General features: G+C 61.2%; 18 protein-coding genes. 6 read left to right on the top strand and 12 right to left on the bottom strand.

Translation table 11 applies throughout. The features are described 5' to 3' along the window. Nucleotides 1-10: 10 nt before the first annotated feature. Both phaeop14_RS05590 and phaeop14_RS05585 read right to left on the bottom strand, forming a co-directional pair. Nucleotides 11-700, bottom strand: coding sequence for a Hint domain-containing protein (locus phaeop14_RS05590; RefSeq protein WP_096788989.1), 690 nt, complete (start codon nt 698-700; stop codon nt 11-13). A gap of 164 nt (nt 701-864) precedes the next feature. Beyond that, nucleotides 865-1530, bottom strand: coding sequence for a sulfotransferase family 2 domain-containing protein (locus phaeop14_RS05585; RefSeq protein ID WP_040173096.1), 666 nt, complete (start codon nt 1528-1530; stop codon nt 865-867). 169 nt (nt 1531-1699) lie between these two features. Here phaeop14_RS05585 and phaeop14_RS05580 point away from each other — a divergent pair, with 169 nt between their 5' ends. Both phaeop14_RS05580 and phaeop14_RS05575 read left to right on the top strand, forming a co-directional pair. Then, nucleotides 1700-3328: an AMP-binding protein gene (locus tag phaeop14_RS05580; protein ID WP_096790238.1), complete on the top strand. Its 1629-nt coding sequence runs from the start codon at nt 1700-1702 to the stop codon at nt 3326-3328. Between the two features lie 113 nt (nt 3329-3441). After that, a complete protein-coding gene (locus tag phaeop14_RS05575) occupies nt 3442-4452 on the top strand; it encodes a hypothetical protein (RefSeq protein ID WP_040173091.1) in 1011 nt (336 codons plus the stop codon). A gap of 88 nt (nt 4453-4540) precedes the next feature. Here the strand turns inward: phaeop14_RS05575 and phaeop14_RS05570 are convergent, their stop codons facing one another. The 6 genes from phaeop14_RS05570 to phaeop14_RS05545 all read right to left on the bottom strand — a co-directional run bounded on the left by phaeop14_RS05570 (nt 4541) and on the right by phaeop14_RS05545 (nt 10999). Further along, nucleotides 4541-5854, bottom strand: coding sequence for an SPOR domain-containing protein (locus tag phaeop14_RS05570; RefSeq protein ID WP_096788988.1), 1314 nt, complete (start codon nt 5852-5854; stop codon nt 4541-4543). Nucleotides 5855-6061: 207 nt separating this feature from the next. Further along, nucleotides 6062-6694, bottom strand: a complete 633-nt coding sequence (gene upp / locus phaeop14_RS05565) for a uracil phosphoribosyltransferase (RefSeq protein ID WP_040173087.1) — start codon at nt 6692-6694, stop codon at nt 6062-6064. 141 nt (nt 6695-6835) lie between these two features. After that, complete coding sequence (locus phaeop14_RS05560) at nt 6836-8056, bottom strand: phosphopentomutase (protein WP_096788987.1); 1221 nt, start codon at nt 8054-8056, stop codon at nt 6836-6838. Continuing rightward, on the bottom strand, nt 8056-9366 hold the full coding sequence (locus phaeop14_RS05555; RefSeq protein WP_096788986.1) for a thymidine phosphorylase: 1311 nt from the start codon (nt 9364-9366) through the stop codon (nt 8056-8058). The genes phaeop14_RS05560 and phaeop14_RS05555 overlap by 1 nt, the downstream gene beginning before the upstream one ends. A 3-nt stretch (nt 9367-9369) precedes the next feature. Next, the gene (locus phaeop14_RS05550; protein ID WP_096788985.1) at nt 9370-9762 is read right to left on the bottom strand and encodes a cytidine deaminase; all 393 of its coding nucleotides are present in this window, start codon (nt 9760-9762) and stop codon (nt 9370-9372) included. 139 nt (nt 9763-9901) lie between these two features. Further along, the gene (locus phaeop14_RS05545; protein ID WP_096788984.1) at nt 9902-10999 is read right to left on the bottom strand and encodes a cupin domain-containing protein; all 1098 of its coding nucleotides are present in this window, start codon (nt 10997-10999) and stop codon (nt 9902-9904) included. 151 nt (nt 11000-11150) lie between these two features. On the opposite strand from phaeop14_RS05545, the gene phaeop14_RS05540 reads away from it, so the two are divergent. The 3 genes from phaeop14_RS05540 (at nt 11151) to phaeop14_RS05530 (ending at nt 17228) form a co-directional block, all read left to right on the top strand. Beyond that, nucleotides 11151-13439 carry an NADP-dependent malic enzyme gene (locus phaeop14_RS05540; protein ID WP_040173076.1) on the top strand — a complete coding sequence of 763 codons (2289 nt, stop codon included), beginning with the start codon at nt 11151-11153 and terminating at the stop codon, nt 13437-13439. Between the two features lie 312 nt (nt 13440-13751). Then, nucleotides 13752-15641 carry a propionate-CoA ligase PrpE gene (prpE, locus tag phaeop14_RS05535; RefSeq protein ID WP_096788983.1) on the top strand — a complete coding sequence of 630 codons (1890 nt, stop codon included), beginning with the start codon at nt 13752-13754 and terminating at the stop codon, nt 15639-15641. A 144-nt stretch (nt 15642-15785) separates the two neighbouring features. Beyond that, nucleotides 15786-17228: an amidase family protein gene (locus phaeop14_RS05530; protein WP_040178176.1), complete on the top strand. Its 1443-nt coding sequence runs from the start codon at nt 15786-15788 to the stop codon at nt 17226-17228. 358 nt (nt 17229-17586) lie between these two features. Here phaeop14_RS05530 and phaeop14_RS05525 read toward each other — a convergent pair whose 3' ends face one another. Further along, complete coding sequence (locus tag phaeop14_RS05525; RefSeq protein ID WP_082035072.1) at nt 17587-18348, bottom strand: NAD kinase; 762 nt, start codon at nt 18346-18348, stop codon at nt 17587-17589. 170 nt (nt 18349-18518) lie between these two features. On the opposite strand from phaeop14_RS05525, the gene glyA reads away from it, so the two are divergent. Further along, nucleotides 18519-19817: a serine hydroxymethyltransferase gene (gene glyA / locus phaeop14_RS05520; RefSeq protein ID WP_040178175.1), complete on the top strand. Its 1299-nt coding sequence runs from the start codon at nt 18519-18521 to the stop codon at nt 19815-19817. Between the two features lie 78 nt (nt 19818-19895). Here glyA and phaeop14_RS05515 read toward each other — a convergent pair whose 3' ends face one another. The 3 genes from phaeop14_RS05515 to phaeop14_RS05505 form a co-directional block, all read right to left on the bottom strand. After that, nucleotides 19896-20180 (bottom strand): YiaA/YiaB family inner membrane protein, encoded by a 285-nt coding sequence (locus phaeop14_RS05515; RefSeq protein WP_014874314.1) that lies wholly within the window; start codon nt 20178-20180, stop codon nt 19896-19898. A 78-nt stretch (nt 20181-20258) separates the two neighbouring features. Next, nucleotides 20259-20936, bottom strand: a complete 678-nt coding sequence (locus tag phaeop14_RS05510; protein WP_096790237.1) for a PspA/IM30 family protein — start codon at nt 20934-20936, stop codon at nt 20259-20261. A gap of 92 nt (nt 20937-21028) precedes the next feature. Next, on the bottom strand, nt 21029-21616 hold the full coding sequence (locus tag phaeop14_RS05505; protein ID WP_040173067.1) for a TetR/AcrR family transcriptional regulator: 588 nt from the start codon (nt 21614-21616) through the stop codon (nt 21029-21031). Nucleotides 21617-21688 lie beyond the last annotated feature (72 nt).

The raw sequence follows: 21688 nt of genomic DNA, 5'->3' as shown, positions 1-21688 counted from the left end.
GTTCGGCGGTTTAGACCATCGCGGCATATTCTGCCGCGCCATGACCGCCCGGCCCAACCGGCAGGGTCGTGGCCCAGACGCTTTCCTCTGTGATCATATCGATCACCAATTCTCGGGCTGTCTCGGGCTGCAGCACGCGATAAAGATCCGGCTGCGCGCTTGTGTCGAACGACAGCAGGTCACGCGGTGAGACGCTGAACCCCAGCAGGCCCGCCTCTAGATAGATGACTTCGTCCTGTGCAAAACGCGGTACGACGATCTCAAGCCGGGTCTCTGGTTCCGCGCGGCGGATCCCGCGATAGCCCTCCAGCGCGCAGGCTGGCACCACCACAAAGGGATCGCCCTGCCCGTCACAGGCCAGATCGCTTTCGATCAGAATTCCCTGGTTCGGCATCACCCAAAGCGGCGCGCGATTGTTCAGCGCATCCTGCGGAATATAGACCGGACATGTCAGTGGATTGGGGGCACCGCTGGTCAGCAACAGCGTCTCGCGGTGAATATCGACGATGGGCTGCATCCCATGGTCAAAGGTAAGGGCCATATCGCCCACGGCCAGGGCCTCAATCGGGCGCCAGCCAAGATGTGAGGCCACATGCGTGCCAGACAGGATCCCGCCCTGTCCGGCTGCGACCAACGGATACTCTGTCGCCAGAGCCTCGGCCATCGGAGAGAGCTTGCGTTTCAGCAGCCAATCCAGCATCGGTTTTCCCTTTCACCAAGGCAGCCATACGTTCTGCATGACCCGTCACGTTACCCGTCCGACAGGCGACAAGAGCCGACCTGCGGGAGAGCTGTTCACGATTTCGGATCAAAGCTGCGCCATTTTGGCTGAGGCTTCGAAAACCCCGTGATTCCATCTCTCGACTACTGGTCTATCGGTGAATCGTTAAAAGAGTATTCAAACTGGGCAAGATCCATTGCACAGGCCTCTGCCACCGCCATACGTGCCGCATCTGTATAGGCCGCTTGCCAGCCGCGCGGGCGATCAGAGACATTGGCCACGGGCAGGCGCAGCTCAAACCCCAGGTGATCGAACAGGGGTGCGGCGTCCTGCGCGAAATGCTCAAGCCGGATATAGCAGGCGCATTGTTCCACCCCGTCCGCACGCCGCATATAGGCGCGCGCCGGGGTGGCGCGAAACGCTGCCAGCATCTTGGGATGACAGGCAAAATCGACAAAATCCAGCGTCTTCGCCAGCGGCACTGACGGGTGATCAAAGCTCTGCGCACGCAGCCAGTGATAGAGGCTCAGCACCCGGTCAAAAGGGTTGCGCACCAGCGTGAAGGCAAAAAGGCGGCGCAGATCCGCCGCAGGGACCAGCCCGTCGATATCCGCCAATGTCGAATGTTTCCAAAGCCGCCCATGCGTTTTGACCCCTTTGAGACGGCGCCTGCGGCGTGTTGCCTTGGGGGTATCGCCAAGCATCATATCATCCGCCATGGCCCGCGCCTCCAGCGCCAGCGACAACGCGGTGCCTCCGGTCTTCGGAATATGCACAAAGACGTAGGAACGGCCGGGTGACAGGATCATGGCGCCAAGCTAAGCGGTTTATTCGCCGAAGAAAACCCGGACTGACACGGTGTGGCAGCGTGGTCGCCCGCTGTCATTGAAAAACAAAACTGCCTTATGCCTTCCCTTGCTTGCAACTATGCGCAATATCTTGAACCAACGACGCATGAATCATCTTGAGGAGGCCGAAATGGGCTGGATGTCGGACGAGTCAGGACTGGAAAAAACAGCCGCCAACTATGTGCCGCTGACACCGTTGTCACATCTGCGTCGCGCCGCACATGTGTTTGCCGATGTGCCTGCCGTGGTCTACGGCACTCATCGCAAGACATATGCCGCCTATTACGACCGCTGCACGCGGCTGGCCTCAGCTCTGGCCGGGATGGGTGTCCACCCCGGTGACGTCGTCGCCACGCTGATTCCAAACCTGCCGGCCCAGGCCGAGGCGCATTTCGGGGTGCCTGCCTGTGGCGCTGTGTTGAATACCATCAACACACGCCTCGATGTCGGCACAGTCGCCTATATCTTCGATCATGGAGAGGCCAAGGTGGTGTTGGTCGACAGCCAATTCCTCACCCTCGCTGAGGAGGCGAAGGCCGCCTGCGATGGACCGGGACCGCTGATCATTGAGGTCCCGGATGATCAAGCCAGCTACCCCGCATCAGGCCGCTATCCCGTCTATGAGGATATTCTCGCCGCTGCGGCCCATGATTTCGACTGGATCATGCCGCAGGACGAATGGGAAAGCCTTGCGCTGAATTATACTTCCGGCACCACGGGTCGACCCAAAGGTGTCGTCTATCACCATCGCGGCGCATATCTCATGACGATGGGCACGGTGATTTCCTGGCGCATGGTGATGCAGCCGAAATACCTTGCCATTGTGCCCCTGTTTCATTGCAACGGCTGGAACCACACCTGGATGATGCCGGTTCTGGGGGGCACGCTGATCTGCTGTCGCGATATCACCGCGCCTGCGATCTACGATGCAATCGCCGACGAAGGCGCGACCCATTTCGGCGGCGCGCCCATCGTGCTCAATATGCTGGTGAACGCCGCCGAGGAAGACCGTCGCCAGTTCGATCACACGGTTGAGGTCTTTACCGCAGGCGCCCCGCCCGCCCCCGCGACACTGGAGAAAATCGAGGCTCTCGGCTTTCATGTCACACAGGTCTACGGGCTGACGGAAACCTACGGCCACGTCACCGAATGCCTGTGGAAAGGCGACAGCTGGGATACGCTGGACCAGCAGGGCCGTGCCGCAATCAAGGCCCGTCAAGGCGTCGCCTTCCCGATGATGGATCATATCACGGTCATGTCCGATGACATGCAGCAGATCGCGATGAACGGCCAAGATCAGGGCGAGATCGTCATGCGCGGCAACTCGGTCATGAAAGGCTATCTGAAGAACCCCGATGCCACCGCCGAAGCCTTCCAAGGCGGATATTTCCACTCAGGTGATATCGCCGTGCAGCACCCGGATGGCTACATCCAGATCGCCGACCGCGCGAAGGATATCATCATCTCCGGGGGCGAGAATATCTCTTCGGTTGAGGTGGAGGGCGTGTTGATGGGGCACCCGGATGTAAACCTTGCAGCCGTGGTCGCCAAACCCGACGATAAGTGGGGCGAGGTGCCCTGCGCCTTTGTCGAACTGAAGCCAGGCGCAACCGTGGACCCTGCCGATCTGATCCGCTTTGCCCGCGAAACACTGGCAGGTTTCAAAGCCCCAAAACAGGTGATTTTTCAGGAGCTTCCGAAAACCTCGACCGGGAAAATCCAAAAATTTGAACTGCGCCAGCAGGCCAAGGCACTCTGACATGGGTTCATAAAGCACGCGCGGGCGGAACTGTCGCAAAGTCATTTGCTGACGCCCGGATCGCCGTGCTATTTGATCTGTGAACAATTAGCGGTAAGGGTGCATCGTTTTTCATGACGGCATTGCGGGAATATCAACGGCTTGAGGCTGCAGCCCTGTGGCGCGCCGCTCCTGATGCGCAGCGGCGCGATGTTATCGTTTCGGTCGGGGACGCAACCCTGACCATCGCCGATATGAATGACCGGCCGTTGGCGCATTGGTCCCTTGCAGCACTCGAACGCCAAAATCCCGGCAGTTTCCCGGCCCTCTTTCATCCCTACGGGGATCAGGGCGAGACGCTGGAGATTGCCGAAGATGAAACGGCGATGCTGGATGCGATCAACCGGTTGCAATCCGCACTCACCCGCGCGCGGGCCCGCCCGGGCCGCCTGCGCGCTGTTACGCTGCTCTCGACACTAGCCGTTGCCGCCGGGCTTGCCGTGTTCTGGCTGCCCAATGCGCTACTGTCCCATACGGTCGACGTGGTGCCGGATATCAAGCGCAAGGCACTGGGGCAGGCCTTGCTCGGCCGGATTGAGCGGGTGTCGGGTCAGGCCTGCAGCACGCTGGAGACCGCGCCCATTCTGGACCGGCTGGCGGAACGGCTGGATGTACGCCAGCTGGTCATCCTGCGCAGCGGCGTGGCCAGCAGCCTCTATCTGCCTGGCGGTATCGTCCTGCTGAACCGTGATCTGGTCGAGGATCACGAAGATCCGGCTGTCGCAGCTGGCGCCGTTCTGGTTGAACGCGCCCGCGCTGTGGAACAGGATCCGCTGGCTGAACTGCTGGCCGCCGGGGGCATCCGGGCGACCTTCAGGATGCTGACAACCGGAGAGTTGACCCGCGCGACCTTGGACCGTTACGCAGAAACCGTCATCAGCGCGCCGCGCCCGACCCCGGATGAGGCCACGACGCTGGCAGAGTTCGCGCGCGCAGCGGTGCCCTCCAGCCCCTACGCCTATGCGCAGGACATAACCGGTGAAACCGTGCTTGGCCTGATTGAGGCCGACCCGATGGCCGGGCGCGAGTTACAGCCGGTGCTGAATGATCGTGACTGGGTTCAATTGCAGAGCATCTGCGGCTGAAGCGGCCCAAGTTGCTCCCAGGGGGATCCATAGACGTCGCAAACCACGCGCACTCAGCGTGCCGTGTGCCGACCTGCTGATCTGCTGCCTACTTGCTCAACCGCGCCCCGGCAAAGCCTGCTGCGCGCACTTTGGACAGGGCCGACTGAGCCGCCTCCCCACCAGTGAATGGCCCGGCCAGCACCACCTGCAAGGTTTGTCCCTTGCGGTTGACCCGTCCCAGACGTACCGGCAGCCCCTTTTGGCGCAGCCGTTGCGCCACCGCCTCCGCCTGCGTCACATCGGCAAGGGTCGCGGCCCGCACATAGCGGGACGGCGCAACAGGCGCGGACATGGCAGCCTTGGCCTCTCGGCGCGGGGTGGTTCCCGCCAAAGGTTGCGAACGGGTGGACAGACGGGTGACGAGGATATCATCCTGCGCCACGGCATCGGTCCGCTGTCTTGCAGAGAGGGTCACAACAGGCCGGTCTACCGGGCGGCGGATCCCCTCGCGCGGGACGGTGCGTGTCCAGATTGCGGTCCCCTGCGGCCCCCGGTTCGGATTGTAACGCTCCTGACGGGCAACCCGCACGTATCCAGCAGGCACACCGCCATTGGCACGCGCCAGAACGCCGCCAAGCGACATTTCGGCCCGGCGCGGATTCAGGCGATCATCGCCCCAAGCTTGACGATAGCCCTCAGGCACCTTCAGACCACGGCTCAGCGCGCGTTCCTGATAGACATGTTTGGGAACCACGCGGGTGTTGGGGTCCAAAACAGACGACAAGCGGTTGCTGCCCCCCTGCGGGCCGCAGCGCACATTGCCAGTCTGGTTGATATATTGCTGGCTCAGCGCCGAAGCACCGGGACAGCGGCCATAGCCCTGACTGATGACAGTGGGCGCGGCGGCGGGCGGGCGATAGGCGTCATCCAGCAGCGGGCGCTGTCGCGGCACAGGGCCGGTAGAGGCCGCAGTCCGCACCGGCTTGGCCTGCCGAACCGCGCTGCGCTGTGGCTTGGTGGTCGTGACACTGCGCGGCGCGGTCGATGCTGCGACCGGGGGCGTGCTCTGTTCTGCGACGGTGATCTCCGCGCCATTCGCGCGTTGGTCTGCTGGCAACGTGATCAACTCAGGTTCCGGTGTGGAGGTCGCCTTCGGCGCGCTTGGTGCGGCTGCCACTTGTGTCGGTTCAAAACCACACAGCTGCTTGCGGCTTCGGGTCACGCGCGGCACCCATGTGACAGTGCCGTCGATACCCGCCCGGATAAAAACACACCCGCGACTGTCGACATATTGCTTGCCCTCAAAGGAGGCAGGCGGAAACTCAGCCGGGGCTTCGGTGGTGCGGGCTGACTGCGCATGCGCCCCGCCAAAGCCGGCCGCCGCGATCAAGGCACTTGCAATAATTCTAGTAAGCGTCATCCGAAAGCCCCACAATATATGGCGGCAGGATGCCTGAAAAGCGAATCTGAGTAAAGCAGGGTTTCCGCAAATTAGCGAAAGTTCCCAAAGGCATCAGCCCGCCCCATAGGCCCGGATCAGGCCGGGAGCCCCCCCGCAATGCAGCAAGGGCGCCCGCAATCGGACGCCCCTGTTTCTACACGCAGGACATGCCGAGACGGCAAATGGCTACTTGGTCCCGAACATCCGGTCGCCCGCGTCACCCAGTCCCGGCAGGATATACCCTTTCTCGTTCAGCTGACGATCGAGAGAGGCTGTCACAATCGGCACATCCGGGTGCTTTTCTTTCATCAGCTCCACCCCTTCGGGCGAGGCCAGCAGGCACAGGAAACGGATGTCATTGGCACCGGCTTCTTTCAGCAGATCAATCGCCGCCGCAGAGCTGTTGCCAGTGGCCAGCATCGGATCAACCGCGATCACCAGACGATCCTTCAGCTCCTCCGGCGCCTTGAAATAATACTGAACCGGCTGCAGCGTTTCCTCATCCCGGTAGAGGCCGACAAAGCCGACCCGCGCCGAGGGGATCAGCTCCAGAACGCCGTCCAGCATGCCATTGCCCGCCCGCAGGATCGACACCAGTGCCAATTTCTTACCCGCAAGGATCGGCGCTTCCATTTCTTCCATCGGCGTGTCGATGGTGGTGGTGGTCAGCGGCATCTCGCGGGTGATCTCATAGGCCAACAGCTGGGTGATCTCGCGCAGCAGGCGACGGAACCCGGCGGTTGAGGTGCCCTTGTCGCGCATCAGGGTCAGCTTGTGCTGCACCAGCGGGTGATCGACAACGGTCAGGTGATCGGACATTGGGCACTCCTTTCAGGAAAATTCAAACTCTCTTAGTCCTTGCACCGCAGGACAGGCAAGGCGGATTTGCCGCGTATTGGCGTAAAACCCTGCAAACACTACGGAGGATAACAGGCCGGGATCTTTCACCGGCCCGCTTCATTATGTCCTGAGTGCTGGTCGGCCCGGCCCCTGCGCAGGCACGTTCAGATGCGCGGCAACCGTGGCCGCCACATCCGCGAAACCAATGGTACCCAGGGGGCCGACCCCGGCCCCGGCGATCAGCACCGGCACCTGTTCACGCGTGTGATCGGTCCCCGGCCAGCTGGGATCGTTGCCGTGGTCCGCAGTCAGGATCAGCAGGTCTCCGTCCCGCAGCTGTGGCAGCAATCGACCGATTTCTCCATCGAACCATTCCAGCGCCCTCGCGTAGCCCGAGATATCGCGCCGGTGCCCATAGAGACTGTCAAATTCCACAAAATTGGCGAAGGTAAGGCTCCCCTCCTCGGCCTCAGCCACCGCATCGAGGAGATGCTGCATCAGGGTCGCATCGTCGCCTTTCTTCAGCGTATCTATCCCCTGCATAGAGAAGATATCACCAATCTTACCAATGGCATGCACCGGCTGGCCTGCGTCCTGCACCCAATTGGTCAGGATCGGCGCAGGTGGCATAATGGCATAGTCACGCCTGTTGGTGGTGCGCTGGAACCCGATCTCTGGTGTACCGGTAAAGGGCCGCGCAATGACCCGACCCACTTTCATCTGATGCAGGTAAGGCGCCACCGCCTCGCAGAGCGCCAGCAATCGGTCCAGACCAAAGGTCTCCTCATGCGCTGCGATCTGAAACACGCTGTCAGCAGAGGTATAGCAGATCGGCAAACCCGACTGCATATGCGCGGCGCCATGTTGGGCAATGATCGCAGTGCCCGATGCATGACAATTGCCAAGGATCGCCTCGGTTCCTGCCGCCGCGCAGACATGTGCAACCAAGTCGTCCGGAAAGGCCGGTGTCTGATCCGGGAAGTAACACCAATCCCATGGCACCGGCAGCCCGGCCAGTTCCCAATGACCCGATGGCGTGTCCTTGCCCCGGCTGATCTCGCGGGCCGCGCCCCAGCGCCCGGTGATCCCGGCGCCCCCAAGATCCGGACAGGGCACAGCGGACGCCAGGGCGACCGCAGCCCCCAGGCCCAACTGATCCAGATTGGGCAGGTGCAGGGGGCCACTGCGCCCCTCCTCCGCCTGTCCCGCTGCGCAGGCTTGGGCGATATGGGCCAGCGTGTTGGCGCCCAGATCGGGCAGATCGCCGTTGAAATAGGCCCCGGCATCCGGCGCACCGCCAATCCCGACCGAGTCCATCACCACAAGAAAGGCGCGCGGCATTATGAAATCCTTTTGTAGATCAGGGGCGGCACCTCTGGCGCAGCCTCCGACAGCTGATAGGCCGCGCGCAGGCGCGCCTCAGCCACATCCGCCGCCGCCTCATCCGCTGCGTGAACGATCCCCAGCTGGTCGCCTGCAGATAGTTTCCGGCCCAGCGGCGCCAGTTCCGACAGCCCAACGGCAGGGTCCACCACATCGCTTTCGATCATGCGTCCGCCGCCCAACTGGACCACCGCCAGACCTAGCGCTTCGCCATCAATGGCGCTGACATAGCCGGCCTGCTCCACTTTGATGCCGCGTTGCACCGGCGCGGTCGGCAGGATGCTCTGCCAGGTTTCGGCAAAATCACCCGGTCCCCCCATGGCAGCCACCATCCGGGCAAAGCGCTCAGCGACGGCTCCGCTGGCAATCGCCTTGCGGATCATCGCAGCCCCCACCTCGGCATCCGCCGCCAGCCCGCCATGGGCCAGCAACACACCGCCCTGCGCCGCCGTCAGCCCCGCCAATGCACAGCTTTGACCTGACACGCCGGTCAGCACCCGCATGACCTCCGCCACCTCCAGCGCATTGCCCAAGGCAGGTGCCAGCGGCTGGTTCATATCAGTGATCAACGCCGAGGTTCGGCACCCTGCCGCATTCGCCGTCTCACTGAGACTGCGCGCGAGGGCCTCCGCCTCTTCCAGCGTCTTCATGAAGGCACCGGAGCCGATCTTCACATCCAGCACCAGCGCATCTGTGCTGGCGGCCAGTTTCTTCGACAGGATGGACGCGGTGATCAGATCGAGACTGTCCACGGTGGCCGTCACATCGCGGATCGCATATAGCCGCTTGTCCGCCGGAGCGATCTGCGCCGTGGCCCCGACGATGGCACAACCCACGCTCTGCATCATGGCCATCAGGTCCTGTTCAGACACCTGGGTGCTGACGCCCGGAATGGCTTCCATCTTGTCGAGCGTGCCGCCGGTATGGCCCAGTCCCCGCCCCGAAATCATCGGAACATACGCCCCGCATTCCGCCAAGGCCGGAGCCAGCAGCAGCGACACACAATCGCCGACGCCGCCGGTGGAGTGTTTATCCAATACCGGCCCGTCCAGATCCCAGCGCAACACATCACCGCTGTCTCGCATTGCAAGCGTCAGCGCCCGGCGGGCCTCCACGCCCAATCCCCGCAGACACACCGCCATAGCAAAGGCGCCGGCCTGCGCATCGGACACCGTGCCATTGGCCAGCCCTTCAGCGAACCAGCGTAAATCTGCGTCACTCGGGGTGTCTCCCCGGCGCAGGCTGGCAATGATTGCGCGCGCATCCATAGCTTAGCTCCGCTCCATGTGATCCGCGCCAAAGGCCCCCGGAAGCAGGTCACCAATGGTGGTCTCACGTTCCAGACCGTCGGTTGTGGCAAGCGTCACCTGCACGTCAGCGGCGCCAAACTCGGCTAGTTTCTGACGGCAGCCCCCGCAGGGCGGGATCGGTGCCGGGCAGTCGGCAATCACATAGGCAGCCTCCAGCCGCGTCTCACCGGCAGCCACCATGGCCGCAATTGCGCCCGCCTCAGCGCAGGTCCCCTCAGGGTAAGCAACATTTTCGACGTTGCAGCCAACATAGACGGTTCCGGACGCCGCTCTGATCGCCGCGCCGACCTTGAAATTGGAATAGGGCGCGTGTGCGTTTGCACGAACGGCGGTGGCAGCGTCTTTGAGGTTCATGGCGATTCCCTGATTTTTTGATCATTTGGTCAGAATTGGTGACCCTAGCGGATTTTGCCGAGGGAGTGAAAGCCCCCCCGGCACATGCTGGCGACTGTAACACACCATCCGGCCCAAACCGCCATCCGCTGATCTCGCCTCAGGCTGATGGGTCGCCCAATGTGGTGTTGAACACCCCGGGCAAGGTCACTTCAAGCAGCTCCACATCAGCCGAAGGCGCGCTCAACCGGGTCTTCATGCCCGGTGGAATGACGAATGCGTCGCCCTGTTCCAGCTGAAACGGCTCTCGTCCCTGGCCTTCGAGGGTCAGCGTGCCATTCATTACAAAGGTGAAGTGAATATCGGTGTCATGGGCCGCCCACTGCGGCGCGCCCTCGCCGCGGCGCACCACCTGCACCCCGGCCACGCCTTTGGTGTTCTCGGCAATCGACGTGTCGCGGCAGATATACCCCGGCAGGCGGAACGGCGCCCATTCGGCACCCTCGGCCGTGTTGTAGACAAACCGCTGGCCCTGCCATTCGCGTTCTGGTCTCAGATGTGGTGTCGGCAGCGTCATCTCATGATCGATCTCGGTGACGTGTTCAGCGGGCACGCCAATTTCGATCACCTGCACATTGTCGCTGGCTTCCAGCACCCGGTGACGGATCTCCGGCGGCTGAATGAAGCAATCGCCCGCTGTCAGCCGCATCTTCTCGCCCTGATCCTCGTAGACCACATCAACCCAGCCATGGATGCAGAAGATCAGCTGAAAGCCGACCTTGTGAAAATGCACCATATCCGGAACCGGCCCCCCATCAGGGATGCGAATATGGCTGGCAATGATTGACCCGCCCAGCCGGTCCGGCACCAGATCACGGTAGTGCATGCCAGCGCGCCCGATGATCCAAGGGGCCTGATCCTTCAGTCGGCGCACCACGAAGCTGTGAACAGTTTCCGGCATCACCAGTGGCGGGTTGCGCTCCTCAATCTCGATCTTGGTGCCATTGGGGGCGGTCAACCGGCGGGCGCCTTCTGCAAACCCGTCAGGATCGTCTGTCAGAATACGAATGGTGCCGGGGGCTTCACTCGCGCCCCGTTCGATCCGCAGCCGCAGACCATGGCCGGAGAACACCCCGATCGCCGGATCATCTGCCGGGTAGATGGAATCGAGCTTCATCCCAAGTGTTTTGGTATAAAATGGAATATCGTCCCGCAGCTCCTGCGTGGGCAATCGCAGCTCCGCAATCGTATCGGTCATTTGTCGCTCCCTTGACGTCTTTTTCACCACAGTGAGGCGAAGCGTGTTCAGGTGCAAGCACTTGCCCACCCCTGCTGCAGCAGCCATGAATAGCCTGTTTCCCTGACGTCAAAAGTCGTTTAACACTAAACTATAGTCTCTGGAGCGCCTGATGACCAAAAATCCGAAATCCGATACCCAAACCCTGCGCGACGCCGCATTGCATTACCACGCCTATCCCAATCCGGGGAAGCTGGAGATCCGCGCGACCAAGCCGATGGCCAATGGCCGGGATCTGGCGCGCGCATATTCGCCCGGCGTCGCCGAGGCCTGTATCGAAATCAAATCCGATCCGGCGGATGCGGCAAAATACACCTCACGCGGCAATCTGGTAGCGGTGGTGACCAATGGCACGGCGGTTCTGGGTCTGGGCAATATCGGTGCGCTGGCCTCCAAACCCGTGATGGAGGGCAAGGCCGTCCTGTTCAAAAAATTCGCCAGCATCGACTGTTTCGATATTGAGGTGAACGAGAGCGATCCAGAAAAGCTCGCCGATATTGTTTGTGCGCTGGAACCAACCTTCGGCGCGATCAACCTTGAAGACATCAAGGCCCCGGATTGCTTCATCGTTGAGAAGATCTGCCGCGAGCGGATGAACATCCCGGTTTTTCACGACGACCAGCACGGCACCGCGATTGTCGTGGGTGCTGCCGCCAAAAACGCGCTGCATGTGGCGGGAAAACGGTTTGAGGATATCAAAATCGTGTCCACCGGTGGTGGCGCTGCGGGCATTGCCTGCCTCAACATGCTGGTAAAACTGGGCGTGAAGCGCGAAAATATCTGGCTCTGCGACCTGCACGGTCTGGTCTATGAGGGCCGCACCGAGGATATGAACCCGCATAAGTCGGCCTTCGCACAAAACACCGATCTGCGCACATTGGATCAGGTCATTGACGGCGCCGACCTCTTTCTCGGCCTCTCTGGTCCGAATGTGCTGAAGCCGGAGATGGTCGCCAAGATGACCGACCGGCCGATCATTTTTGCCCTCGCCAACCCCAACCCGGAAATCCTGCCGGATGTGGCGCGCGAGGTCTCGCCCAATGCAATCATCGCCACCGGCCGCAGCGACTTTCCCAATCAGGTCAACAATGTCCTCTGCTTCCCGTTCATCTTCCGCGGGGCGCTGGATGTCGGCGCGACAGAGATCAACGACGAGATGCAAATCGCCTGCGTCGAGGGCATTGCCGAAATGGCCCGGATGACCACCTCTGCCGAAGCCGCCGCCGCCTATCAGGGCGAACAGCTGACCTTTGGCGCCGATTACCTCATCCCTAAACCATTCGATCCGCGCCTTGTTGGGGTGGTGTCATCCGCCGTGGCCAAGGCCGCGATGGAAAGTGGCGTTGCGCAACGCCCGATAGACGATCTTGCAGCCTATCGGGCCAAGCTGAACCAAACCGTGTTCAAATCCGCGCTGCTGATGAAACCAGTGTTTGAGGCGGCAAAGGCCGCCGCACGGCGCATCGTCTTCACCGAGGGCGAGGATGAACGCGTGTTGCGCACTGCCCAGGGCATTCTGGAAGAAACCACCGAGACACCGATCCTCATCGGTCGCCCCGAAGTGATCGAAACCCGCTGCGAACGGTTGGGCCTGCGTATTCGTCCCGGCACCGATTTCCAGATCGTGAACCCGGAAAACGATCCGCGTTACTATGATTACTGGACCAGCTATCACCGCGTCATGCAGCGCGAAGGCGTGACGCCCGACCTGGCCAAGGCGATCATGCGGACCAACACCACCGCAATTGGTGCCATCATGGTTCATCGCGGAGAGGCCGACAGCATGATCTGTGGCACCTTTGGTGAATATCGCTGGCATATGAATTATGTGAACCAGGTCCTTGGCGGCGGCACCTACGAGCCACATGGTGCGTTGTCACTGGTGATCCTTGAGGATGGGCCGCTGTTCATCGGGGACACCCATGTGCGGATTGAACCCACCCCCGAACAGATTGCGCAGACCGTCATCGGTGCCGCGCGCCATGTCCGTCGTTTCGGTCTGGAGCCGAAAATTGCGCTTTGTTCGCAATCTCAGTTTGGCAATACCCGTTGCGATTCCGGTGCCCGCCTGCGCGCTGCGATCCAGATTTTGGACGAGACGCCCCGCGATTTCATCTACGAGGGCGAGATGAATATCGACACCGCGCTGGATCCCGAACTGCGCGCGCGCATTTTCCCGAACTCAAGGCTGGAGGGTGAAGCCAATGTGCTGATCTTTGCCCATGCCGATGCGGCGAGCGGCGTGCGCAATATCCTGAAAATGCGCGCCGGAGGGCTGGAGGTCGGGCCAATCCTGATGGGCATGGGCAACCGGGCGCATATCGTGTCCCCGTCGATCACCGCGCGGGGGCTGCTGAACATGGCCGCCATCGCCGGGACACCAGTCACCCATTATAGCTGACATCAGCCATCCGACTTGCCGGTCACTTGTCAGCAACACGCAAAATGCCCGCAGGCGCACGTATAGAATCACTGCGCCTGCGACCTGACCTCTGCCAGGGGCACAACGCGCAGTCACCAGCTAGACTTTGCAAACCCACCGCCATCTTGCTGTTAATTCCGCGAACGAGCCCTGTTTGCAAAACTTTGCAACATCGAATTGGCAAAAAATGCAAATTTCTTGCGCCAATCTGACGCGACGTCGCGCAGCGCGCTTGCCCGGTGACGGTCCATGCGCCTAACTCATTGCCAAGGATGAGTGAGGAGGAACCGCATGTCGTATTCAGAGGTCTATGAGGGCTGGAAGGCCAATCCGGAACAATTCTGGATGGAGGCAGCTGAGGCGATCAGCTGGGACAGCCCACCAAGCAAGGCCCTGACCGACAAGGGCGATGACCTTTATGAATGGTTCGCCGATGCCAGGGTGAACACCTGCTACAACGCCGTCGACCGCCATGTCGAACAGGGGCGCGGCGAGCAAACAGCGATCATCTACGACAGCCCGATCACCCATACGAAGCGCGAAATCTCCTATGTTGAACTGCGCAACCGTGTCGCCACATTGGCCGGCGCCCTGCGCGCCAAGGGGGTGGAGAAAGGCGACCGCGTCATCATCTATATGCCCATGATCCCCGAGGCACTGGAGGCCATGCTGGCCTGTGCCCGTCTGGGGGCTGTGCACTCTGTGGTCTTTGGTGGATTTGCGGCCAATGAACTGGCTGTGCGCATTGATGACGCCACACCGAAGGCGATCATCGCCGCCTCCTGCGGACTGGAGCCGGGGCGCACGGTGCATTACAAACCCCTTCTGGACGGCGCGATTGAGCTGGCAACCCACAAACCGGACTTTTGCGTGATCTTCCAGCGCGAGCAGGAAGTGGCAGAGCTGGTCGAAGGCCGCGATGTGAACTGGCACGGGTTCCAATATGGCGTCGAACCCGCAGAATGCGTCCCGGTTGAGGGCAATCACCCGGCCTATATCCTCTATACCTCCGGCACCACCGGCCAGCCCAAGGGCGTGATCCGCCACACCGCCGGGCAGTTGGTGGCGCTGAACTGGACGATGAAGAACATCTACAACGTCGATCCCGGCGATGTCTTCTGGGCGGCCTCAGATGTGGGTTGGGTCGTGGGCCACAGCTATATCTGTTACGGTCCGCTCATCCATGGCAACACCACCATCGTGTTTGAGGGCAAACCCATCGGCACACCGGATGCGGGCACGTTCTGGCGAGTGATTTCCGAACATAACGTCAAAAGCTTCTTTACCGCCCCCACCGCGTTCCGGGCAGTGAAGCGCGAAGACCCCAAAGGCGAATACGTCAAGAAATACGACCTCCGCGGCCTCAAACAGGTCTATCTGGCCGGTGAGCGCGCGGATCCTGACACCATTACCTGGGCGCAGGAACAGCTGAAGGTGCCGGTAATTGACCATTGGTGGCAGACAGAAACCGGCTGGTCGATTGCCGCGAACCCGCTGGGGATTGAGGAACTGCCAACCAAACTCGGTTCTCCTGCCGTGCCAATGCCGGGCTATGAGGTCGATATCCTTGATGAGGGTGGCCACCCTGTAGCCCCGGGCGAGCTGGGTGCCATTGCAGTAAAACTGCCACTGCCGCCCGGCACGCTGCCGACGCTGTGGAATGCCGAAGACCGGTTCAGGAAAAGCTACCTCACCACCTTCCCAGGATATTATGAAACCGGCGATGCCGGGATGAAGGATGAGGAGGGCTATCTCTACATCATGGCGCGCACGGATGACGTCATCAATGTCGCGGGCCACCGCCTGTCCACTGGCGCGATGGAGGAGGTTCTGGCAGGCCACCCGGACGTGGCCGAATGCGCGGTCATCGGCGTCAGCGACAGTCTGAAAGGGCAGATGCCCCTCGGCTTCCTCTGCCTCAATTCCGGTTGTGAGACCGCACATGACGAGGTTGTCGCGCAGGTGGTCAAGCTGGTGCGCGAGAAAATCGGACCGGTTGCCGCCTTTAAGCTGGCCTGCGTCGTGGACCGGCTGCCGAAGACCCGCTCCGGCAAGATCCTGCGGGGCACCATGGTAAACATCGCTGATGGCACCGATTGGAAAATGCCCGCGACCATCGACGATCCGGCTATTCTGGATGAGATCACCACTGCATTGCAGGGGCTTGGCTACGCGAAGTAGCGCGCACCCCGCCGTACTGGGCGCCACATTTGTTCTGATACTGAACAGTTGCCGGAAACCTGAACAGGTTTTCGGCTTTTTGCCGTGCGGTTTCCCTTGCAACTCGGATGCCCCCGCCTACCCTGCCAGCAAGGAGGCATCTATATGACACAGAGCGACATCTGGCGATTGAGCGCGACAGAACTGAGCCAACGCACCATTGCGGGCGACCTGACGGCGGAGGCGGCGGTCACGGCCTCGCTCACGCGCATGGCGGCTGTTAATCCCGATCTGAATGCAGTGGTGGAGGATCTGAGCAGCGACGCCCTTGATCGCGCGCAACAGCTGGATAAAGCACGCGCCGGCGGCGCACCCTGTGGCCCGCTGCATGGCGTCCCTGTCACGATCAAGATTAACGTCGATCAGGCGGGGCATGCGACCTCCAATGGGGTCAGCGCACTGAAGGATTTGATTGCACCGGATGATGCCCCGGTGGTGAAGAACTTGCAGGACGCAGGTGCAGTGGTGATTGGGCGCACCAACACGCCTGAGTTCTCCTTCCGCGCCGATACAGATAACCCGCTGCATGGCCGCACCCATAACCCCTGGGGGCGGCATATCTCTCCCGGTGGCTCCTCCGGTGGAGCGGGCGCCGCTGTGATGGCGGGAATTGGCGCTTTGGCCCATGGCAATGATATTGGCGGCAGCTTGCGCTTCCCCGCCGCCGCCAATGGTGCGGTGACGGTAAAACCCGGCCTTGGCCGGGTGCCAGCATGGAATCCCAGCCAATCGGCGGAACGGGGCATTCTGGCGCAGAGCATGTCCGTCCAGGGGCTGATCACCCGCAGCGCCTGCGATTTGCACCTGTCGATGCCCAGCCTGATTGCGCCAGATCCGCGCGACCCGTTCCATGTGCCCATGCCCTGGCGTGGCGACACACCGGACGGCCCGATCCGCGTCGCCTTCTCCAAGGAGACCTACGGCTATGATCTGCACCCAGAGGTCGACGCCGCATTGGAAGATGCCCGTGCAGCCCTGTTGGATGCCGGTTATCAGGTCGAAGAAGTCACCCTCCCGGATGTCTTCGACGCAGGCCGCACCGGCTATCGCGCCCTGATGGGGGAGGTCTATGCCCTGATGAAGGGCGACGTTGATGCAGCTGGCTCACAAACCGTGCGCGATATCTTTGAAGTCTATTTTCAGGAATTCCCCCCCTTCGCCGGGGTGGAGCTCCTGCAGATGATGGCCAAGCGCACACAATACGCGCGAGACTGGTCACTGTTCATGCAGCGCTACCCGCTTGTCCTGACCCCCTTCCTGCCACAACCCTTCTTCAGACCCGATCGCGATACCGAAGGGGCGGCGGGTGTGCATGAGGTGCTGGGGTGTGCAGTCTATTCCTATGCGATGAATTTTCTGGGCCTGCCCGCCGCCTCAGTGCCAAGCCGCCTTGCCGAGTTGCCATCCGGGCCACAGCCGATCAATGTGCAGATCGCAGCCCCCCGGTGGCGCGAGGATATGGCCGTGGATGCCTGTATCGCAATCGAGGATCGCATTGGCCGCATGTGCGACCCGCTGTGGCAACGGATGTCGGATACAAGCGGGTGACGCAGAGAAATCCGGGGCTCGGTATGCGCCGAACCCCGGATATTCCGATACCACCGGATACTCGTTCACGAAAATAATCACACGAAGGATGCGGGACCATCGCCCCGGCGTTTCCCGCCTTCGAGGACCCAAACGCGCGCAGATGGCAACCACCGCACAGTCCGGCTAACGCAAAGTTTAGGTGCTTAAATAAGGGGCCGATGGCCATCCCGGTAGATCGTGCGCCCCTCGTCGGGGACGCTATGCCCTTTGGCTGTCTCCGCTGGCATCGGCCTTATGTAGAGTTCGATTATCGCACAAAATCGCCAGACTTGCGTTCACAAACGCGTGATACAACCTTAAGGTGCGATTCTTCCCGTTAGGTGAATTGTTCCGAGATCAACCGCTCTTCCAGTCCGTGGCCGGGATCAAACAGGATCTTGTGGCGGATCTTGGTCTGGGTTGCGATCTCCACCCAGCGAATATTGGCAAAGGAGACAGAGTCCGCATCAGCCATCACCGGTCGCTTCTCCGGCTCCAGCACGTCAAACCGCACGGTGGCATTGCTGGGCAGCAACGCGCCACGCCAGCGGCGCGGGCGGAACGCAGCAATGGCGGTCAGCGCCAGTACGTCGGATCCGATCGGCAGAATCGGACCATGGGCGGAATAGTTATAGGCGGTGGACCCTGCAGGCGTCGAGACCAGCGCCCCATCACAGACCAGTTCCGCCATGCGTTGCCGCCCGTCGACAGAGATTTTCAGCTTCGCCGCCTGCGGCCCGGCCCGTAGCAAGGACACTTCGTTGATGGCAAGCGCCCGGTGGCTGCGCCCCTCACCATCCATGGCCACCATAGACAGCGGGTTGATGATTTCCTCTTCTGCAGCCTGCAACCGCGCCAGCAGCCCGCTGGCGCTATACTCGTTCATCAAAAAGCCGATGGTGCCCCGGTTCATGCCATAGACCGGCGCGGGCAGGTCAATCGTCTCATGCAGCGTGTCCAGCATGAAGCCATCACCACCTAAGGCGACAATCACATCCGCGTCTTCCTTCGGCACAGTGCCGTATCGTCTTACCATTTCGGCTTGTGCTGACTGCGCCACCGGAGCCCGGCTGGCCAGAAAGGCGATTCTCATGGTCATCAAATCTGTTTCCGGTGTTACGCAATTCGTTCCGAAACAATCACAGCTTTCCCAAGATTGCCAGTCTTGCCGCTCTCAGCAAGGAATTCGTCGTATTCCGGGCTTTCAGGGCTGTGGTGTTTCCGATAGGAAATCTCACAAATGGAACGCCAACTCATGGAGCCAGCAGCATGACCGAGACCACTTCCCGCGACCCCGGTTTTTTCACCCAATCCCTCGCCGAGCGCGATCCGGAGCTGTTCGGCTCAGTCACGGATGAACTTGGTCGTCAGCGCGACGAGATCGAACTGATCGCGTCGGAAAACATCGTCTCCGCCGCCGTGATGGAGGCCCAGGGCACTGTCCTGACCAACAAATACGCCGAGGGCTACCCGGGTCGTCGCTACTATGGCGGCTGCCAATACGTTGATGTTGCAGAGAACCTTGCCATCGACCGCGCCAAGCAGCTGTTTGGGTGTGAATTCGCAAACGTGCAGCCCAACTCCGGCTCACAGGCCAACCAGGGTGTGTTCCAGGCGTTGATCAAACCCGGCGACACCATCCTTGGTATGGATCTGGCCTCCGGCGGTCACCTCACTCACGGTGCGCGCCCCAACCAGTCCGGCAAATGGTTCAACGCGGTTCACTACGGTGTGCGCGAAGACGACTGCCTGATTGACTACGACCAGGTTGAGGCCCTCGCAGTTGAGCATCAGCCCAAGCTGATCATCGCCGGTGGTTCCGCCATTCCGCGCGTCATCGACTTTGCCCGCTTCCGCGAAATCGCTGATAAGGTTGGCGCCTACCTGCATGTCGACATGGCGCATTTCGCCGGTCTGGTCGCCGCGGGTGAGCACCCCTCCCCCTTCCCGCATGCCCATGTTGCCACCACCACCACGCATAAAACCCTGCGCGGCCCGCGCGGTGGCATGATCCTGACCAACGATGCCGATATCGCAAAGAAGGTGAACTCCGCGATCTTCCCCGGTATCCAGGGTGGCCCGCTGATGCATGTGATCGCCGCCAAGGCAGTGGCCTTTGGCGAGGCGCTGCGTCCTGAGTTCAAAGACTATCAGAAGCAGGTGCGCGCCAATGCCGTGGCCCTCGCGGATCAGCTGATCAAAGGCGGTCTGGATATCGTCACCGGCGGCACCGACACCCATGTCATGCTGGTCGACCTGCGCCCCAAAGGCGTGACCGGTAATATCGTGGACAAGGCTCTGGGCCGCGCCCATATCACCACCAACAAGAACGGCATCCCGTTCGACCCGGAAAAGCCGACTGTGACCTCGGGCATCCGCCTTGGCACCCCGGCGGGCACCACCCGTGGCTTTGGAGAGGCAGAATTCCGCGAGATCGCGGATCTGATCATCGAAGTTGTCGACGGTCTGGCCGCCAATGGCGAAGATGGCAACGCTGCGGTCGAGGCTTCGGTACGTGAGAAAGTGGCCGCCCTCTGCGCCCGTTTCCCGCTCTACCCGAACCACTAAGCCGTTCGAATGAAAAAAGAACCGCCGCGTACCCTTGGTGCGCGGCGGTTGTCTTTTGGGCTGTGACTGCCTACCAGATCAGAGCGGTTTGGTCTCAGCCAACGCCTCTTCCAGCATCTTCTCATTGCGCGCCTCTTCGATGCGGCGGATACGGTCCTCGCTTGAACGGATGTCAAAGCGGTATTTCACAACGTTGATCAGGCTCAGTGTCAGCAGCATGATGCCCATACCCCAGAAGCCTTTGGTTGCCAGCGGCACCTCGGTCGAAAGCCAGAGCGAAATCCCCAGCATCCCGTAAGCCACGGCCACACCGGCCACATTGAGGGTGATGATCAGGTTGTTGTCGTTGCGTGCGTTGGTCATTGGGTCTCTCCCGGTTGGTGGTCTTGGTTTTTCAAATACTTAAGAAAGCTGCGCCAATTTCTGGGCGCTGGCGATGTGTCAGCTTTTCGGCGTCAGCCGCGCCAGAACATCCGCAGCCGTACTGCGTGTCGGGGCGCCGAACCCGGCATCCGCCAGATCGTCTACCACCGTGCCATGGCTCAGCCCGGTTTCGATGTCCTTCAGGATTTCGCTATGCTCAAACGGATCTTCGGCAGACATCACACGCTTGATCAGCGCCTCCGCCTCCCCCAGCGTGTCGCCGGAGGTTTCGCCCCGGGCCATGCCAATATGTGCGCCTTGCGCCTTCCGGGTGGCCCGTGCTGCAACCGCACCCTGTTTCAGATCCATCAGGCGGCGATGACAGGCCTCGACGGATTGGCGCAGCTGCAGGCTGCGCTGCTCCAGCATATCGACGGTGCGGCGACGCATGGCTTGCTCGTTTTCCAGCTCGGCAATGGCGGTGGCCGCAGCCTGCGCGAGATCCTGGCGATCCTCTGCAAGTGCCGCTCGGGCCCGTTCCGTCAGATCGTTGATCCGCGTTGTGACCGCCTCCAGTTGACGGGTCTCCATACGGGATTTCTGGATCAAACCAGCCAGCGCCTGTTTGGCGCGGGTCAGATCGGCCTCGCCGGTGCGGATCTTCTGATCAATCAGCTCAATCGCATAGTTGTCGCTCAACCGCTCTTCAGCGCGGGCATCAATGCCCCGGATCAAGGTCTTAATCGTTGCAAACATGGTTTCCTCCATATCATGAACATCGTTCACAATATGGGTATAGAAATTTTTTGAACGCCGTTCAAGCATTATTTTGAACGATGTTCAAAAAATCATGTAAGCCGCGACAACACCTCGGAAATCATGCGCTCAATTTGGTCAACCGGCACGCCGGAGATCCGGTTTTCCAGTCCCAACAAAACGATTCCATGCACGGCCGAGAACAACGCCCGCACCATAAGCACCAAATCTTGGGGTGTTTTGTCGGGAAAAATCTCCGCAACCGGCGCCGCAATGTTTGAAAACAGATCCTCCAGCGCGGCGCGGTACCAGTCAGGGACCTCCGTCTCCTCCGCCTGCACATCAAACAAGGCGCGCCACAGCCGGGTATTCTCAGCGGCGAATCCCAGATACGCATTGCTCATCAGGATCAGCCGTTCGGTCGGCGCCGCAGCTTCCGCCCCGTTGAGAGACTGCCGCACAGCCTGCCCCAACGCCTGAAAGGTCTGCCCGTTCACCGCCATCACAATGGCATTCATATCGTCAAAGGCATTGTAAATGGCGCCCACCGCGCAGCCCGCGTCCGTCGCAAGATCCCGCGCCCGCAGTGCCCCTGCCCCATCACGGCGAATGCGGATCTCAGCCGCTGCCACCAGTTTTTCACGCAACTCTTGCTTGCGGATTTCGGCCTTGCTTGCCATTCGCTCTGCCCTTCAGTCTTGAACCACGTTCAAGATACCGGGCCGCGCCCGCAAGGGAAAGGGGTGTCACGC

Source organism: Phaeobacter piscinae, from assembly GCF_002407245.1.
GTDB lineage: Bacteria > Pseudomonadota > Alphaproteobacteria > Rhodobacterales > Rhodobacteraceae > Phaeobacter > Phaeobacter piscinae.
This window is presented reverse-complemented; position numbering and strand designations above follow the sequence as displayed.

Coding starts and splice junctions, on each gene's coding strand:
- phaeop14_RS05590 (WP_096788989.1), bottom strand. CDS start 700: ATGCTGGATTGGCTGCTGAAACGCAAGCTCTCTCCGATGGCCGAGGCT.
- phaeop14_RS05585 (WP_040173096.1), bottom strand. CDS start 1,530: ATGATCCTGTCACCCGGCCGTTCCTACGTCTTTGTGCATATTCCGAAG.
- phaeop14_RS05580 (WP_096790238.1), top strand. CDS start 1,700: ATGGGCTGGATGTCGGACGAGTCAGGACTGGAAAAAACAGCCGCCAAC.
- phaeop14_RS05575 (WP_040173091.1), top strand. CDS start 3,442: ATGACGGCATTGCGGGAATATCAACGGCTTGAGGCTGCAGCCCTGTGG.
- phaeop14_RS05570 (WP_096788988.1), bottom strand. CDS start 5,854: ATGACGCTTACTAGAATTATTGCAAGTGCCTTGATCGCGGCGGCCGGC.
- upp (WP_040173087.1), bottom strand. CDS start 6,694: ATGTCCGATCACCTGACCGTTGTCGATCACCCGCTGGTGCAGCACAAG.
- phaeop14_RS05560 (WP_096788987.1), bottom strand. CDS start 8,056: ATGCCGCGCGCCTTTCTTGTGGTGATGGACTCGGTCGGGATTGGCGGT.
- phaeop14_RS05555 (WP_096788986.1), bottom strand. CDS start 9,366: ATGGATGCGCGCGCAATCATTGCCAGCCTGCGCCGGGGAGACACCCCG.
- phaeop14_RS05550 (WP_096788985.1), bottom strand. CDS start 9,762: ATGAACCTCAAAGACGCTGCCACCGCCGTTCGTGCAAACGCACACGCG.
- phaeop14_RS05545 (WP_096788984.1), bottom strand. CDS start 10,999: ATGACCGATACGATTGCGGAGCTGCGATTGCCCACGCAGGAGCTGCGG.
- phaeop14_RS05540 (WP_040173076.1), top strand. CDS start 11,151: ATGACCAAAAATCCGAAATCCGATACCCAAACCCTGCGCGACGCCGCA.
- prpE (WP_096788983.1), top strand. CDS start 13,752: ATGTCGTATTCAGAGGTCTATGAGGGCTGGAAGGCCAATCCGGAACAA.
- phaeop14_RS05530 (WP_040178176.1), top strand. CDS start 15,786: ATGACACAGAGCGACATCTGGCGATTGAGCGCGACAGAACTGAGCCAA.
- phaeop14_RS05525 (WP_082035072.1), bottom strand. CDS start 18,348: ATGACCATGAGAATCGCCTTTCTGGCCAGCCGGGCTCCGGTGGCGCAG.
- glyA (WP_040178175.1), top strand. CDS start 18,519: ATGACCGAGACCACTTCCCGCGACCCCGGTTTTTTCACCCAATCCCTC.
- phaeop14_RS05515 (WP_014874314.1), bottom strand. CDS start 20,180: ATGACCAACGCACGCAACGACAACAACCTGATCATCACCCTCAATGTG.
- phaeop14_RS05510 (WP_096790237.1), bottom strand. CDS start 20,936: ATGTTTGCAACGATTAAGACCTTGATCCGGGGCATTGATGCCCGCGCT.
- phaeop14_RS05505 (WP_040173067.1), bottom strand. CDS start 21,616: ATGGCAAGCAAGGCCGAAATCCGCAAGCAAGAGTTGCGTGAAAAACTG.